The 14,544-nt window shown below is 58.2% G+C and carries 14 protein-coding genes and 1 pseudogene; 7 read left to right on the top strand and 8 right to left on the bottom strand.

Translation table 11 applies throughout. The annotated features are described in order from the left end of the window. Positions 1-102: 102 nt before the first annotated feature. The 4 genes from J5M73_RS18780 to J5M73_RS18765 all read left to right on the top strand — a co-directional run bounded on the left by J5M73_RS18780 (position 103) and on the right by J5M73_RS18765 (position 4,290). On the top strand, positions 103-1,851 hold the full coding sequence (locus J5M73_RS18780) for an amidohydrolase (RefSeq protein WP_102860354.1): 1,749 nt from the start codon (positions 103-105) through the stop codon (positions 1,849-1,851). After that, positions 1,848-2,774 (top strand): GTP-binding protein, encoded by a 927-nt coding sequence (locus J5M73_RS18775; RefSeq protein ID WP_102860353.1) that lies wholly within the window; start codon positions 1,848-1,850, stop codon positions 2,772-2,774. Before J5M73_RS18780 ends, J5M73_RS18775 begins: the two co-directional genes overlap by 4 nt. Before the next feature lie 127 nt (positions 2,775-2,901). Then, positions 2,902-3,399, top strand: coding sequence for a DUF6622 family protein (locus J5M73_RS18770; protein WP_207815976.1), 498 nt, complete (start codon positions 2,902-2,904; stop codon positions 3,397-3,399). Between the two features lie 189 nt (positions 3,400-3,588). Continuing rightward, positions 3,589-4,290 (top strand): hypothetical protein, encoded by a 702-nt coding sequence (locus tag J5M73_RS18765; protein ID WP_102860351.1) that lies wholly within the window; start codon positions 3,589-3,591, stop codon positions 4,288-4,290. 100 nt (positions 4,291-4,390) lie between these two features. Here J5M73_RS18765 and J5M73_RS18760 read toward each other — a convergent pair whose 3' ends face one another. Continuing rightward, entirely contained in the window at positions 4,391-5,746 is a 1,356-nt protein-coding gene (locus J5M73_RS18760) for a serine hydroxymethyltransferase (protein ID WP_102860350.1), read from the bottom strand. A 533-nt stretch (positions 5,747-6,279) separates the two neighbouring features. Between J5M73_RS18760 and J5M73_RS18755 the strand changes: the two genes are divergently transcribed. Next, on the top strand, positions 6,280-6,882 hold the full coding sequence (locus J5M73_RS18755; RefSeq protein WP_102860349.1) for a helix-turn-helix transcriptional regulator: 603 nt from the start codon (positions 6,280-6,282) through the stop codon (positions 6,880-6,882). Then, entirely contained in the window at positions 6,869-7,753 is an 885-nt protein-coding gene (locus tag J5M73_RS18750) for a queuosine precursor transporter (protein WP_102860348.1), read from the top strand. Before J5M73_RS18755 ends, J5M73_RS18750 begins: the two co-directional genes overlap by 14 nt. A 93-nt stretch (positions 7,754-7,846) precedes the next feature. On the opposite strand, the gene queC is transcribed toward J5M73_RS18750, so the two are convergent. The 7 genes from queC to cyoA form a co-directional block, all read right to left on the bottom strand. After that, on the bottom strand, positions 7,847-8,545 hold the full coding sequence (queC, locus tag J5M73_RS18745) for a 7-cyano-7-deazaguanine synthase QueC (RefSeq protein ID WP_102860990.1): 699 nt from the start codon (positions 8,543-8,545) through the stop codon (positions 7,847-7,849). 119 nt (positions 8,546-8,664) lie between these two features. Beyond that, positions 8,665-9,219: a cytochrome b gene (locus tag J5M73_RS18740; protein ID WP_102860347.1), complete on the bottom strand. Its 555-nt coding sequence runs from the start codon at positions 9,217-9,219 to the stop codon at positions 8,665-8,667. A gap of 148 nt (positions 9,220-9,367) precedes the next feature. After that, a complete protein-coding gene (gene cyoE / locus J5M73_RS18735; RefSeq protein WP_102860346.1) occupies positions 9,368-10,255 on the bottom strand; it encodes a heme o synthase in 888 nt (295 codons plus the stop codon). Positions 10,256-10,265: 10 nt separating this feature from the next. Then, positions 10,266-10,595, bottom strand: a complete 330-nt coding sequence (gene cyoD / locus J5M73_RS18730) for a cytochrome o ubiquinol oxidase subunit IV (protein ID WP_102860345.1) — start codon at positions 10,593-10,595, stop codon at positions 10,266-10,268. Then, positions 10,596-11,222: a cytochrome o ubiquinol oxidase subunit III gene (locus J5M73_RS18725; RefSeq protein ID WP_025129487.1), complete on the bottom strand. Its 627-nt coding sequence runs from the start codon at positions 11,220-11,222 to the stop codon at positions 10,596-10,598. A 3-nt stretch (positions 11,223-11,225) separates the two neighbouring features. After that, positions 11,226-13,244, bottom strand: a complete 2,019-nt coding sequence (gene cyoB / locus J5M73_RS18720) for a cytochrome o ubiquinol oxidase subunit I (protein WP_102860344.1) — start codon at positions 13,242-13,244, stop codon at positions 11,226-11,228. A gap of 3 nt (positions 13,245-13,247) precedes the next feature. After that, entirely contained in the window at positions 13,248-14,192 is a 945-nt protein-coding gene (gene cyoA, locus J5M73_RS18715) for a ubiquinol oxidase subunit II (protein WP_102860343.1), read from the bottom strand. A 27-nt stretch (positions 14,193-14,219) separates the two neighbouring features. Between cyoA and J5M73_RS32175 the strand changes: the two are divergent. After that, positions 14,220-14,414 (top strand): annotated as a pseudogene (locus tag J5M73_RS32175) (hypothetical protein); the annotation flags it as partial. Between the last annotated feature and the right edge of the window lie 130 nt (positions 14,415-14,544).

Here is a 14,544-nt window from a genome sequence, read left to right as displayed (position 1 = left end):
ACAGCCCTCGCCACAGTAGCCCGCACAACAAGAATGCATTTGAGCTTGTCGCCCATTTTTCCGCCCACCTTTGAAGGGCCCCCTGCTTGAGAGGTTGACCCCGTGACCGCTTCCGACCAATTCAACTCCACCCATAGCGCCGTCGATCAATACGCCGAACTGGTGCTGCACAACGGCCGGATGTACACCCTCGACCCGGCCCAACCCTGGGCCGATGCCGTGGCCATCCGCCAGGGCAAGCTGATCGCGGTGGGCAGCCTCGCCTCCCTGGCTTCGCTGATCGGGCCCAACACCCGACAGCACGACCTGGACGGGGCCTTCTGCATGCCCGGCCTGCACGACATGCACACCCACCCGGACCTGGCCCTGGCCCCGCGCTACGCCGACGACCTGGACGTGGGCATCGAAGATCCGACTCCCGAGCAACTGGCGGCGGCGATCCACGCCTACGCCGACAGTCACCCAGGCGATGGCTGGATCTACGGCCAGTACTGGGTCCGCTACACCTTCCGCGAAGCCGGCCTGACCCCAGGCCGCGAGTGGCTCGACAGCGTCATGCCGGACCGTCCGGTGGCCCTGCTGGACCGCATGTGGGGCACCATGATGGTCAACTCCAAGGCCCTGGATCTGGCCGGCATCGACCGCCACACCAGCGACCCGCGCAACGGCTACCTGGAGCGCGATGAACTGACCGGCGAACCCAACGGCCTGCTGATCGACGGCGCCTACGCCCTGATCCACGCCGCCATGCCGCCGACTCCGGTGTCGGTACTGCGCCGTGCCTACCGTGATGGCGTGCACTTCCAGACCTCGCGCGGGGTCACCGCCACCAAGTACGTGCACGTCTGCGAAAACCGCCTGCAAGCCCTCAAGGAACTGGACGACGCCGGCGAGCTGACCCTGCGGGTGGAAGCCGCCATCAGTTGGCAGGACGATATCTTCCCGGTGCGCCGGCGCTGGGAGCTGCTCAGCGGCGAGCGGCACTTCTATCGCAGCGCCCGCCTGAATGCCAACGCGGTGAAGTTCCACTTCGACGGCACCGTGGAGCCCAAGTCGTCCTACCTGCTGACCCCCTGGCCGGAAGAATCGAGCTGGCGCGGCAAGCTCAACCTGACCCCGGAACACATCACCGACATGGTGGTGGACATGGACAAGCGCGGCCTGCGGGTGATCGCCCACTGCACCGGCGACGGCGCCTCCGACGTGTTCCTCGACGCCGTGGCCGAAGCCCGGCGGCGCAACGGCAACAGCGGCATCCGCCACCAATGCGCCCACAGCACCTTGCTGCACCCGGGCAACCTCAAGCGCTTCCAGAGCCTGGACGTGATCGCCGAGTTCTCCCCGGCGGCCTGGTACCCGACCCCCTTCGCCAGCGGCGCCCGTTCCGGTTACGGCCAGGAGCGCCTCAAGCGCATCTATGACTTCAAGGGCGTGCTGGCCGCCGGCGGCATCGCGGTGTTCGGCACCGACTGGCCGGTGGCGTCCATCGACCCGTGGCTGGCCCTGGAAACCATGGTCACCCGGCAGAACCCGTGGAACCAGGAACCCGACACCTTCGGCGACCCCATCAGCCTGGAGCAGGCGCTGCAAGTGGCGACCCTCAACGGCGCCCACGCCATGGGCCTGGAACACCTGACCGGCAGCCTGCAGGTGGGCAAGTCGGCGGACCTGATCGTCCTCGACCGCGATCTGTTCGCCCAGGGCGCGCGCAACTACATCCACCACACCCAGGTGCAACTGACCTTCGTCGAGGGGCAACTGGTCTACGACCGCCAGGGCACCTTCAGCGACACGCCGTTGCAGGCAGTGTGGGAAGGCCTGCCGCCGGTGATCGAGAGCAAGGAACAATGAACAGCACCCCGAGCATTCCGGTGACCGTGGTTGCAGGCTTTCTCGGCGCCGGCAAGACCACCCTGCTCAACCGCATGGTGCAGCGCGCCGACAGCGGCCGATTGGCGGTGATCGTCAACGACTTCGGCGAGCTGAACATCGATGCGGCGATCATTGCCGAGGTCACCGACGCGGTGTACAGCCTGCAGAACGGCTGCATCTGCTGCACCGTGCAGGAGGACCTGCTGGCGCAACTGGTGAGCCTGTCCAAGCTGCGCCCGGCCCTGGAACGGATCGTCATCGAGTGCAGCGGCGTCTCCGACCCGCAGCGCATCGTGCAGACCATCGGCTACCCGCAACTGCGCAACCGCCTGCACCTGGACGCGGTGATCACCCTGGTGGACGCCAGCGGCTACCAGGACCTGGAAGGTGAAATGGCCCGGCTGTCCCGGGCCCAGGTGGCCTGCGCCGACTGGGTGCTGCTGAACAAGGCCGACCTGGTGAGCGCCGAGCAGTTGCAGAGCATTCGCGCCAGCCTCGGCCACCGCGCCCCGGTGTTCGATACGGTGCAAGCCGAGCTGCCGACGGAGTTGCTGCTGACGCCGCCGGTGCGTTCCACCGAAGTGCTGTTCAAGGCCCTGCCCCAGGCCCACGACGAACTGTTCGAAAGCTGGGTGTGGAAAAGCTCGCGGCCGCTGCAGCCCAAGGCCCTGCGCGACTGGCTGGCGCGCCTGCCCGCCGACCTGCTGCGCCTCAAGGGCCTGGTGCGCCTGGAAGGCAATGAACAACCCTATTGGTTGCAGCATGTGGGCAACCGCAGCCAGTTCACCCTCGCCACAGGGCAGCCCACCGAGCATGCCGCGCAACTGGTGTTCATCGCCCGCCGGGGCAGCGATCTGCGTCAGGAGCTGGAGGCAGGGGTCAGCGATACCCAAGTGCACTGAGCTTCAAGCGGCACGTTTTCAGCCGCTAGCGGCTGCGGTGAGCTGTGCCGAGGGCGAAGGCTTCACGTCGGCGGGTACAAAGCGCACCATGGATCGCTCATTTTCCGCTGAAGCAAGGACGCTACAGATGCTCGATATCCTCCAAGGCACGCCCCTGTGGGTGTACGCGGTCTTCGCCCTGATCGGCTACTACGGCCTGCGCGCCCTCGCCATCACTCGCGAAAGCCGTCGTTCGCTGCTGCTGACACCGGTGATCCTGCTGGTCTGGTCGCTGTGCTCGGTGAACCTTGGCGATCACCCATCGCTGGCGCTGGGCGCCTGGGCCGGTGGTGCCGCACTCGGCAGCCTGCTGGCGATGCTGTTGTTCTCCAGCGCCGGCGTGCTACTGGAGGCCGGCGGCGAGGCGATCCTCGTGCCTGGCACCGTGAAGATCCTCGCCATCTCCCTGCTGTTCTTCGCGGTGAAGTATTGGATCGGCTATCAAAACGCAGTGCACCCCGAACAGGCCGCCAGCGTGCAGATGCTCGCTATCAGTGGCGCCGCTGCAGGCTTTACCGTTGGTCTGTTCTGCGGGCGAGCACTCAAGCTGTTCCGCAACTTCCGGCAACTGCGGCTCAACGCCTGAAAGCGGTGCGGCCATGCCCTTGGAGCACTGGGGAATCTTCGCCGTGCAAACCGGTCTGTAGGGACGGTCCTGTTGCGCGGGTCGCTTGGTCCGTGACATTAGGGTCCGGGTCCAATAGATTAGGCGCCCCCGAAAATCCCCCTGGGCCTTTCGCGCCTCAAACCTGTTAAACCAAGTAGTGGATGTTCAATGCCTGATTCCAACACCGAAGAATCCGTAATCGCCCTGTCCAACAAGGCCGAGTACGAAAACGCCATTCATCTTTCACAACACGTGTCCCAGGCCAAGACCATCAGCGAGATGGTGCTCGACGCCTTCCACAGCTCGAAAGAAAGTGACCAGATTCGCGAACTGCGTGCTGCGATTCGCCAGGCCCACGACCGCTTTGACGACGACACCGCCTATGAACTCATGGGCCAGCTCAAGCAACTCAAAGACGCCGAGGCCGCCGACCTGGCCGCCCTGGAAGACCTGAGCAAGAAATTCCCCATCAGCCGGATTCTCTCCAGCTACAAGGACGACCCGGACTTCCAGGAGCTGGTCTACGGCCTGGCCCTGAAAGTGCTGAACCAGACGCACCAGGCCATCAGCAACCCCAGCGGCGGCAAGAGCAAGGCGCGGCCGAAGAAGGAAATGGAAGTGTTCGCCATCAGCAAGGACGGCATTAGCGTCACCCTGCCGATGCGCCCGCGCTCCAAGGCCAACGTCGACCGTGAAGCCTTCGAGTTCCTCGGCTTCAGCTTTGTCGGCGAAGGCGATGAGGCGGAACTGGAAAGCGAAATGTTCCTCGACAAGAACGGCAACGAGCAGCAAGCGACCCGCAAGAACATCATCGCCGCGATCCAGCAACAGACCGCATTCGAAGGCTACAGCGCGCAACAACAGCTGTAACCCGGCCCTGTAGGAGCGAGCTTGCTCGCGAAGGCGTCAGCCCGACCTGAGCGCCGAGAAAAAGCCCCGTACTTGCGTGTGAAGTCGGGGCTTGTTGTTTTCAGCGATCCCCGTACTCACGGATCGGGTACATCGCGCACAACGCTTCGGTCTGTTGTCGGAACTGCTCCTGCAATCCGGGCTCCAGGGTGTATTTCTGCTCGCCGTGGGGCTGCACCTGATCGAGTATCCGGCACACCAGGTCGACGATCTGGCGACACCCTTGGGCGTCCACGTGGCGCTGGGCGATGGAGCCGGTGCCGATACACAAGCCATTGGCGGCAAATGATGACCGGTTTTCCCTCGGACCGCGTTTTTTGCTGACGATGATTCCACACTTCTCCAGCGCCGATTCGGCGATGGAGCCGCTGATGCCGCCACGCAAGCGCAGCAGGATCGTGTGATTTTCCGTTCCTCCCCCCACAACCTCGTAGTCCCGCTCCATGAACGCGCAAGCCATTTCATCTGCCGTGGCGCGAATCCGCCCCATGTAGGCATCAAACAGCGGGGACATCGCATAGCCCAACGCGGCAGCCTTGGCGGCAATCACGTTGACGGCAGGCGCGCCTTGCATACCGGGGGAAACCGCTTGTTCGAGAACCCGGCGAAAACTCGACCTCAGTCCAGGCACTTTGGTGTCTGCATCACGACCGGAAAGAATCAGACCTCCACGCGGGCCGGCGAGCTGCTTGTGGGTGCAGGTGATTGTGACGTGCGCGGCATCGATCGGGCTCGGATGGCGCCCTGTGGCCACCAGCCCGGCGATATGGGAAATATCGGCAAGCACGATGGCCCCGGCCTCATCGGCAATGGCACGAAAGCGCTGGAAGTCCACGACCCGAGAATGGGCCGTCGCCCCGCAAATGATGATCCGCGGACGATGGGCCATCGCCAGTTGGCGCACTTCTGCGTAATCGATCTCCCCCTGGGATGTGATGCCGTAGCGAACAGCCTTGTAGTTGGCCTCCGCGAAGGCTTCCACTCGACCATGTGCAAGGTGCCCACCCTGTTCGAGGGCCATGCCCAGGATCGTATCCCCCGGCTCGGCCAGCGCCGTCAGCACCTGGTAAATGGCATTCGAGGCCGAGTGTGATTGCACGCAGGCGTATTGGGCAGAGAACAGCTCCCGAGCGCGTCGGATCGCCAGAGCCTCAACCCGATCAACGTTTTCACACCCACTATAATGACGCCGGCCGGGAGCGCCTTCGACCGTGACGTTGACCAGCGCCGAGGCTGATGCCGCCAAGCTCCGGGGGCCGGCCGCGCAGGAAGATGAAACCAAAGACAGTGTGCGGTGTTGGCGCGTGACTTCCGCGTCCAGGATGCTTGCCAGTTCCGTGTCTTCAGCGCGCAGATCGGCCAAGCCACGTCGCAGCAGGTCGGCCTGGGTCCTGAGTGGTTCAGTGTCAGCTGCCATTGTTCTGTGTCCCTTCCTTGTATGTTGCGCGCCACGAACGACAGCACGCTTCCTGGATATCACGTTCGTTTGCCTGCATCGGGCTTATCCAAGCCTCGGCGTCAGACTCTATAAGGCGCAACAAAATTAATCAAAGAATTAAACATTTTCCAAATTAAATGCTGCTTTTCTGCCCAGATAAAAACAACAGCCCTGTACTTTTTCTCAATACCCAGCAACGAGGAGCCAGGCCACGGTTTTTTTGGGGCTTTATTCCCCGGACTGGCGCATGTAACACTTACCCACCGCGGCGCCCTTACGAATCGTGATTTCTCCCACGATTTGATCGCCCCACATACCAACAGCAGAGCAACCCAGGACGGATGCAAGCTGACTAAAGGAGTAGTAGCGAATTGGTAAATACCAAAAACTAACCTGCCCACTTTCGCTGCAGTAGCCCAGCGCTTGGCATAACACATGCCGAGAGCCATATACGGCATAACTTCTATAAACGTCTCGATGCCTGACGACTATAAGGAAATGGTGAGCATTTGATGCACAGAAGAGAAAGAACAGAGTATTTGAAGAGCAATATCAAATACTTGATAAAAAGTCGCGGCGAAACGCAATTATCTTTGTGCAACGCTAGTGGCCTGACCAGAACGACCATATACAACATACTGGAAGGCAAGGTTACTAATGTACAGCAATCCACCATTCGAAAGATTTCCGACTTCTTCGGTGTTTCCTACGAAGAAATAGAAACCATCGACTTTGAAGAAAAGGAGATCATCGAAAGCAGCATTTCACCTCAAGGCAACATGAATCCCGCCGCTGTGCCAATCATCAAGGAAAGTCTGCTGATCGCCAATCTCGATAGACGCATCGGCGAACTGGCCACGCTTTATCCGCTGACCTATTATTTCGGCACATCTCACAACTTGATAGCGGTACTGCTTGAGAATGAAATACGTGACATGAATGAATCTGGCGACCTTTTGATCGTGCAAAAAGGGTCATCGACAGACGACAAGGAAAAACTCGTTTACGACAGGCTGACAAAGAAACTGTTCATCGTAAACACTCCGTACTCCAGCTCGGATGATATGTGCATCGTGGGAGACATCATCGAGGAGCGATTCCATGACAGCATTTGAAAGTGAAATCGAGAACAGCAAATATAAATTATTAGGCTTTGAAAACAATAAGAATCTGGCCGTGATTATGATTATCGCCACAGGCAAGGTCATCAGAATAAAGCTGAACGAAGTACTGAACAGTGAAATAATGGACAACCTGAACAAAATGGAAATCAGAAACCTGTATAAAAAATTCTATTCTCAAGGAGGAGCACTTACTGCCTACGACCTGAATGATCGCCATGAAAACTCATGGATGATTTATATCATCCTGAACCTACTACTCTTTACATTCTATATTTTCACCAGCATTGCTGCGACAAAGCCAATTTATCTGGAGTCGCTCAATATCATCATTACTCCCGGCACCTTTCTTTATCCCCTGACATTTTTGATCGTTGACCTGCTGAACGAAAACTTCGGACTCAGACTTGCAAGAAAAGCCATTTTCTTTGCTTTTGCAAGCAACGCAATGATCATCATCCTCCTTTATGCTTCGACTTTTCTCCCTGGACTGCCCGACTGGAAGCTCGACAAACCCTATAACGACGTCATCATTCAGGTGACCTCCGTATTGATTGCCTCCTCCGTTTCTTTCCTTGTTTCGGAAAACGTAAACTCATACTTACTATGCAAGATAAAGGAACTGACAAACTCTAGATTCCTCTTCCTGCGTATATTCCTGAGCACCTTGTTTGCAGTAATCATCGACAGCTTCCTGTTCTGCTTCATTGCTTTTTATGGAGCAATGCAGAACAACGATATTCTGAGCATGATTTATGTCCAGATCGCGATCAAAGTATGCTTTGCTTTTTTCAACATTCTACCTGCCTATGGTGCGCGATCACTATTCAAGAGATACGTCACAGATAACCAGGTAGGAAAATAGACATACAATAGGCGGAAGCCATTGAATTCAATACTCACCTGTTTCAAAGACAGGTGCAGTATTGAATAGCAATGGCGAGTCAGCACTTATAAATTATTTCAGAGCCATTTTGCTTTTCAAGCTATTCATCACTTCAGCTCTATTCTCCAAGTAACTGCTCAAGCCTCTTGCACGAAGGTTGCAAGCATCACAATTAGCACAGCCACTTCCGATGACACCGTTATAGCAAGTCAGTGTTTGCTCGCGAATCAGATCCAAACGGTTGTGGTAGTCCGCCAGCGCCCAAGTCTCTGCCTTGTTTAGCCACATCAACGGGGTTTCAAGACGCAGCCGGTACTCCATTCCCAATTCAAGGGCCTTATTCAAGGCTTTCACGAACTCGTCCCGACAATCGGGATAACCGGAAAAGTCTGTCTCACACACCCCGGTAATGACAGTCTCAGCCTTTACTTGATAGGCATATATAGAAGCCAACGTTAAAAACAGAATATTTCTTCCTGGTACAAAAGTGCTCGGCAAGCTTTCACCGGAACTGTTTACCGTCGGAACGGGAATATTGTCCCGAGTGAGGCTACTGATCGCCAGCTCATTCAACAACGAAGCGTCCAGTACCTTGTGGACTGTCGCTCCTAATTGTTTGGACAGTCTCTGTGCCGTTTCGATTTCCGCGTGATGACGCTGACCATAGTCAAACGTAATACAGTGCACTTCGTCATAAGCCGGCAGTGCATGGATCAAACAGGTTGTTGAGTCCTGCCCGCCACTAAAAACGACAACGGCTATTTTTTTCATCATTCTGCTTCCTGCAAAGGTTGAGTCATTTGTATGGTTTGAACAGCCCAATGGCGGGCTCTGGATAAACAACCCCGCCCGTCTCTCGAAGACGGGGTTTTCTCTGCTCGGACGATCAATCAAGCCGAGGTCGTGCTACCCGCCATGCGCCGCAGTACATGCCCCTGGCCTTTGACACAATGCAGGATCACCGCCGCCACATGGCCTACGATCAGTACCAGCAAGGTCCAGCCCAGCAGGCTGTGGAAGCTGTTGCCCAGGTCGGTCATCCACTGGATCTTCGGCCCTTCGAAGCCGCTCATCACCGGCAGCCCGAAGGCGGAAAACGCTCGCCCGGAACCGTACTGGCGCAGCAGGCCGAGAAACGGGATGGCGAACATGCCGGCATACAGCAACCCATGCCCCAGGCGCGCGGCCAGGTTCAGGCTCGGCGGCCGACGATGGCGGTTCAGCAGGCTCCAGAGCAGCCGCACCAGCAACAGCCCCATCAATAGCAGCCCGACTTGCTTGTGGGTCGGCCAGAGGAACTTGTCCAGTGCCGAATCCTCCAGCAGGTAATGGGCGGCGGTCGAGCAATAGATCCAGGCAAAAGCCAGCGCCATGGCCCAGTGCAACCCACGACTGACCGCGCCGTAGCGCGCCCTGGAGTCGTTCATTTCAATACGGCTTTGCATGACATCCACTCAGGCTTAATCAACGAACCGGCAATTTTACCCAGCCCGGGGATCGTACTGGGCCGAAAAACTTTAAATGATGTAACGACGCGGCAAAAAAAACCCCGCGCTTCTTACGAAGGCGGGGCTTTTCTGTGGCCTGGACAGCTTAGTGCGCGTAGGTCAGCAAGAGCTCGGTCGGTGCCTTGAAATCCACCGACATCATCACGCTCAGCGCGGTGATGGTGAAGATCGAGAACACGAACAGCTTGCGCGCCCACACGGTGTCATCCACCGCCTTGTAGCCGGTCCAGGCCATGTACAGCCAGTACATGCCCATCGCCGCCGCTACCGCCAGGTAGCTCATGCCGGCGTAACCGCTGAAGGTCAGCATCAGGGTCGCCACCAGGAACGCCAGGATGTAGAGCAGGATGTGCTTCTTGGCCACGCGAATGCCGCGCTTCACCGGCAGCACCGGAATCGATGCGGCCAGGTAATCGTTGAAGCGGAAGATCGCGATGGCGTAGGAATGCGGCATCTGCCACAGGCTGAACATCACCAGCAGGGTCAGCGCGGCCATGTCGAAGCTATTGCTCACGGCCACATAACCGATCACCGGCGGCATGGCCCCGGACAGACTGCCCACCAGCGTGCCGTGAACCGACTTGCGCTTGAGGTACAGGCTATAGAGGCCGACGTAGATGACAAAGCCGATGACCGCGAACAACGCGGCCAACGGGTTGGCCACGTAGTACAGCAGGGCGACGCCGGCGATCCCGAGGAGGGAGGCATAGACCAGGGCCGCTTCCAGGGAGATCAGGCCCTGGACCAGCACCCGGTTCTTGGTGCGCTCCATCTTCAGGTCGATGTCACGGTCGATGCAGTTGTTGAACACGCAACCGGACGCTACCACCAGCGAGGTGCCGATCATGGCGGCCAGGAAAATGGCCAGATCGACATGCCCTTTCGAGGCCAGGAAAAACCCGCCTGCCACAGAAAGCACGTTACCGAAAATGATCCCCGGTTTGGTGATTTGGATAAAGTGCTTGAGCGACATCGGGTTTACCTCACTTGGCCATCATGACGGTGTGGATGCTGAACATGATCCACAACGACAGACCAACCAGCAGAACAATGACCAGCGCGGCGAAGATGAACGCCACCACGTTGTTGCGCTGTGCCGCGGAACGGTCCAGGTGCAGGAAGTACACCAGGTGAACGATCACCTGGATGACCGCGAACGCCAGGACGATCCACAGGGTCACGTCTTTGGGCAGCGACGGGTACATCACCAGGCCGAACGGGATCAGTGTCAGGATGACCGACAGGATGAAGCCGATGGCGTAGGACTTGACGCTGCCGTGACCGGCTTCGTCGTGGGAGTGTGTGTTGGCCATTTACATAGTCCCCATCAGGTAAACAACGGTGAATACGCAGATCCACACCACGTCCAGGAAGTGCCAGAACAGGCTCAGGCAGCTCAGACGGGTCTTGTTGGTCGCCGTCAGGCCGTTTTTCTGCACCTGATACATCATGATCGCCATCCAGATCAGACCGCTGGTCACGTGCAGACCGTGGGTGCCGACCAGGGTGAAGAACCCGGACAGGAAGCCGGAACGGCTAGGGCCGTAGCCTTCGGAGATCAGCAGGTGGAACTCGTTGATCTCCATGCCGATGAAGCCCAGGCCGAACAGGAAGGTCATGCCCAGCCAGCCCAGTACCTGCTTCTTGTTGCCCCGGAAGAACGCCAGCATGGCGAAGCCGTAGGTGATCGAACTGAACAGCAGCAGAGCGGTTTCGCCCAGTACGTAAGGCAGTTCGAAGATGTCGTGGCCCGACGGGCCACCCGCTACGTTGTTAACCAGTACCGCGTATACCGCGAAGATCGACGCAAACAGAATGCAGTCGGTCATCAGGTAGAGCCAGAAACCGAATACGGTCATCTCGCCCGAGTCGTGGTGATGGTCATCGTGCCCATGGTCATCGACATGGGCGTGTCCAGCATTGGTCACTAAGTTCGACATGGATTAAGCCTGTTCCAACGAGGTTTCAACACGGGTAGCCGGGATCTTGTTCTCCGATACCAGACGCTTGTGCTGCTCGGCTTCGATGCGTTCGATCGTCTCGACCGGCACCATGTAGCCTTGATCATCACGGGCAGCGTGGATCGCGAAATAGATCACGGTGCCGGCCAGGCTTGCGATGGCCAGCCACCAGATGTGCCAGATCATGGCGAAACCGAACACGGTCAGCAGGGCCCCCATGACCACACCGGTAGCGGTGTTGTTGGGCATGTGGATCGGCTGGTAGCGGCTTGGCTTCGCGTAGGCGGTACCGTCTTCCTTGGCTTCGGTGAACGGATCGATGCCGTCGGCCTTGGGCAGTACCGCGAAGTTGTAGAACGGTGGTGGCGACGAGGTCGACCATTCCAGGGTGTGGGCGTTCCATGGGTCGCCGGACACACACATGTTCTGCTTGCGGTCACGCACGCTGACGTACAGCTGGATCAGCTGGCAGGCGATACCCACAGCGATCATCAGTGCACCCACCATGGCCACGTACAGGTATGGCACCCACTCAGGGTTGGTGGTGGCGTTCAGACGACGGGTCATGCCCATGAAGCCCAGTGCATAGAGCGGCATGAACGCGACGAAGAAGCCCGAGATCCAGAACCAGAAGGCAGCCTTGCCCCAACCTTCATGCAGCTTGAAGCCGAAGGCTTTCGGGAAGTAGAAGCTGAAGCCGGCGATGTAGCCGAATACCGCGCCGCCGATGATCACGTTGTGGAAGTGAGCGATCACGAACAGGCTGTTGTGCAGGACGAAGTCCGCACCCGGAATGGCCAGCAGTACGCCGGTCATGCCGCCGATGGCGAAGGTCACCATGAAGCCCAGGGTCCACAGAACCTGGCTGGTGATGCGCAGACGGCCGTGGTAGATGGTGAACAGCCAGTTGAACAGCTTCACCCCCGTCGGGATCGAGATCAGCATGGTTGCCAGGCCGAAGAAGGCGTTGACGCTGGCCCCCGAACCCATGGTGAAGAAGTGGTGCAGCCAGACCATGAAGCCCAGGATCGAGATCGCGCCGGACGCGTAGATCATCGAGTGGTGGCCGAACAGGCGCTTGCCCGAGAAGGTCGAGATGACTTCGGAGAAGATACCGAACGCCGGCAGGATCAGGATGTACACCTCGGGGTGACCCCAGGCCCAGAACAGGTTCACGTACATCATTGGATTGCCACCAAGTTCATTGGTGAAAATGTGGAAATCCATGTAACGGTCAAGCGTCAGCAGTGCCAGGGTAGCGGTGAGGATCGGGAACGAAGCCACGATCAGCACGTTGGCCCAGGTGCAGGTCCAGGTGAAGATCGGCATGTCCATCATCTTCATGCCCGGGGTACGCATTTTCAGCACGGTGGCCAGGAAGTTGACCCCCGTCAGCGTTGTCCCCAGCCCTGATAGCTGTAGCGCCCAGATGTAGTAGTCGACACCCACGCCCGGACTGTATTGCAGGCCCGACAGTGGCGGATAGGCAACCCAGCCGGTCTTGGCGAATTCGCCAACGCCCAGGGACAGGTTGATCAGCACCACGCCCGATACCAGCAGCCAGAAGCTCAGGGAGTTGAGGAACGGATAGGCCACGTCACGCGCGCCGATCTGCAGCGGCACGACCAGGTTCATCAGGCCGGTGAAGAAAGGCATCGCCATGAAGATGATCATGATCACACCGTGGGCGGTGAAGATCTGGTCATAGTGTTCAGGTGGCAGGTAGCCAGGCGAACCCTCGGTGGCCATGGCCAGCTGGGTACGCATCATGATGGCGTCGGCGAAGCCACGCAGGAGCATGACCATGGCGACGATGATGTACATCACACCGATTTTCTTGTGGTCGACGGACGTCAGCCACTCGGTCCACAGGTAGGTCCACTTCTTGAAGTAGGTGATTGCCGCGAACAGCGCCACGCCGCCGAGCGCGATCATGGCAATGGTCACCATGACAATCGGCTCGTGGAACGGAATCGCTTCCAGACTTAATTTACCAAACATCGTTTACTCCTCTGCCCCGGCAGCTGAATGCGAACTCACGTCCATCCCTTCGGTTGCGGCCACTTCCTTTTCTTTCTTCTCGTGCTTGAGCGGCTGGCCCGGTTTCATGCCTTCATACTTGTCGATGATGGTCTGGAACAGGTTCGGCGCGTACGCGGAGTAGAGTTCTACAGGATTGTTCTGGCTCGCCTTGGAAAGGGCTTCGTATTCAGCGGTGTCCAGCTGTTTAGGTGCCTTCTTGACTTCGTTTACCCAGGCGTCGAAATCTTCTTGACTGGTTGCGATCGCTTTGAATTTCATGCCGGTAAAGCCCGCGCCGCTGTAGTTGGCGGAGATACCTTCAAGTTCGGTGTTCTGGTTGGCAATCAGGTGCAGCTTGGTGGTCATGCCCGCCATCGCGTAGATCTGGCCGCCCAGGCCCGGGATGAAGAACGAGTTCATCACGGTGTCGGAGGTCACGCGGAAGTTCACCGGGGTATGGGCCGGGAACACGATCTTGTTGACGGTGGCGATGCCTTGCTCGGGGTAGATGAACAGCCACTTCCAGTCCATTGCCACCACTTCGATGGTCACCGGCTTGACGTCGGATTCCAGCGGACGGTACGGGTCCAGGGCGTGGGTCGACTTGTAGGTGACATAACCCAGGGCAATGATGATCAGCACCGGAACCAGCCATACGGCGATTTCGATCTTGGTGGAGTGGGACCACTTCGGCGCGTAGGTCGCGTCCGTGTTCGAGGCGCGGTATTTCCAGGCGAAGGCGAAGGTCATGATGATGACCGGCACAACCACCAGCAGCATCAGGATGGTTGCCGTGATGATCAGGTTTCGTTCATCCAGACCGACCTGACCCTTAGGATCGAGCAAGGTCCATTTGCAGCCTCCCAGCATCAACATGCCGAGCAGCGGCAATAAGCCTAGTAATCTGGGGTACCTGTTTTTACTCATCTCACGACCTCTAAAGCAGCTTGCGCAATGCAGTTGGGTTTTGATCGCCAACACTTCACCCTGCCAAGGGTTGGCATTTTTCTTCAATGGAATAAGGGCCTGCCCGTTGCGTTAAACGCTCAACGACACATCCCGGGCTAGCAGTGGTTCTTATTCGATCTCGTGGTCAAAGGCCTTGTTACAGACCAATTCCATTTGGTGCGGAAGTTTGGAAGGCGCCGACACCCGCAGTCGCATGGAGCGCTCAATCCGCCCCTCGACCGTCCTCGTGTGCTCAGGGATGAGCAGCGTCGGAAATTCAGTGCGGGCGATTGTAGATATGTCGCGTTTTATAAACCATGTCTTATCCCGA

It is taken from the genome of Pseudomonas sp. 50_B (genome assembly GCF_017491625.1).
GTDB lineage: Bacteria > Pseudomonadota > Gammaproteobacteria > Pseudomonadales > Pseudomonadaceae > Aquipseudomonas > Aquipseudomonas danubii.
This window is presented reverse-complemented; position numbering and strand designations above follow the sequence as displayed.

Excerpts from the sequence above, each read along its gene's own strand:
- J5M73_RS18765 (WP_102860351.1), top strand. The coding sequence starts at position 3,589 with ATGCCTGATTCCAACACCGAAGAATCCGTAATCGCCCTGTCCAACAAG.
- J5M73_RS18775 (WP_102860353.1), top strand. The coding sequence starts at position 1,848 with ATGAACAGCACCCCGAGCATTCCGGTGACCGTGGTTGCAGGCTTTCTC.
- queC (WP_102860990.1), bottom strand. The coding sequence starts at position 8,545 with ATGAAAAAAATAGCCGTTGTCGTTTTTAGTGGCGGGCAGGACTCAACA.
- J5M73_RS18760 (WP_102860350.1), bottom strand. The coding sequence starts at position 5,746 with ATGGCAGCTGACACTGAACCACTCAGGACCCAGGCCGACCTGCTGCGA.
- J5M73_RS18770 (WP_207815976.1), top strand. The coding sequence starts at position 2,902 with ATGCTCGATATCCTCCAAGGCACGCCCCTGTGGGTGTACGCGGTCTTC.
- cyoA (WP_102860343.1), bottom strand. The coding sequence starts at position 14,192 with ATGAGTAAAAACAGGTACCCCAGATTACTAGGCTTATTGCCGCTGCTC.
- J5M73_RS18740 (WP_102860347.1), bottom strand. The coding sequence starts at position 9,219 with ATGCAAAGCCGTATTGAAATGAACGACTCCAGGGCGCGCTACGGCGCG.
- J5M73_RS18725 (WP_025129487.1), bottom strand. The coding sequence starts at position 11,222 with ATGTCGAACTTAGTGACCAATGCTGGACACGCCCATGTCGATGACCAT.
- cyoD (WP_102860345.1), bottom strand. The coding sequence starts at position 10,595 with ATGGCCAACACACACTCCCACGACGAAGCCGGTCACGGCAGCGTCAAG.
- J5M73_RS18750 (WP_102860348.1), top strand. The coding sequence starts at position 6,869 with ATGACAGCATTTGAAAGTGAAATCGAGAACAGCAAATATAAATTATTA.
- cyoE (WP_102860346.1), bottom strand. The coding sequence starts at position 10,255 with ATGTCGCTCAAGCACTTTATCCAAATCACCAAACCGGGGATCATTTTC.
- cyoB (WP_102860344.1), bottom strand. The coding sequence starts at position 13,244 with ATGTTTGGTAAATTAAGTCTGGAAGCGATTCCGTTCCACGAGCCGATT.
- J5M73_RS18755 (WP_102860349.1), top strand. The coding sequence starts at position 6,280 with ATGCACAGAAGAGAAAGAACAGAGTATTTGAAGAGCAATATCAAATAC.